1 protein-coding gene is annotated in these 353 nt (G+C 72.0%); it reads right to left on the bottom strand.

Features of this window, described 5'->3' with window-relative positions; genetic code table 11:
• The coding region (locus AX737_RS00145) for an HWE histidine kinase domain-containing protein (protein WP_280949045.1) at nucleotides 1-353 on the bottom strand (353 nt) is incomplete at both ends.

The following is a 353-nucleotide window of genomic DNA, read 5'->3' as shown; positions in this document are numbered from 1 at the left end:
TCGTCCCGGGTGAGGAGGTCGTGGGTCTTCGACAGGGCCAGGATGCGCGCCTCCAGACGCTCGCCCGCCGCCTCACCGCCGCGCGTCGATTGCCGCGCCAGCGCCTGCACGGTGGCCAGCGTGTTCTTCACGCGGTGGTTCAATTCGTGCAGCATCGTGACCTGGCGCTCCTGCATGTCGCGCCCGCGCCGAATCTCCTCGTGCAGGTCGCCCTCCTTGCGTTGCAGGACCACCGCCATGGCGTCGAGCGTCTCGCCGAGCCGGCCGAACTCGGTCGAGCCACCCATACCGGTGCGGGCTCCGAGGTCGCCGCGCTGCCAGGCCGAGGCTGTGCGCAGCAGCCGGCCCACGGG

It is taken from the genome of Methylobacterium sp. CCH5-D2, assembly GCF_001556475.1.
In the GTDB taxonomy this organism is placed as follows: Bacteria; Pseudomonadota; Alphaproteobacteria; order Rhizobiales; family Beijerinckiaceae; genus Methylobacterium; species Methylobacterium hispanicum.
The sequence above is the reverse complement of the archived record's forward strand: the minus strand, read 5'-3'. Positions and strand labels throughout refer to the sequence as shown.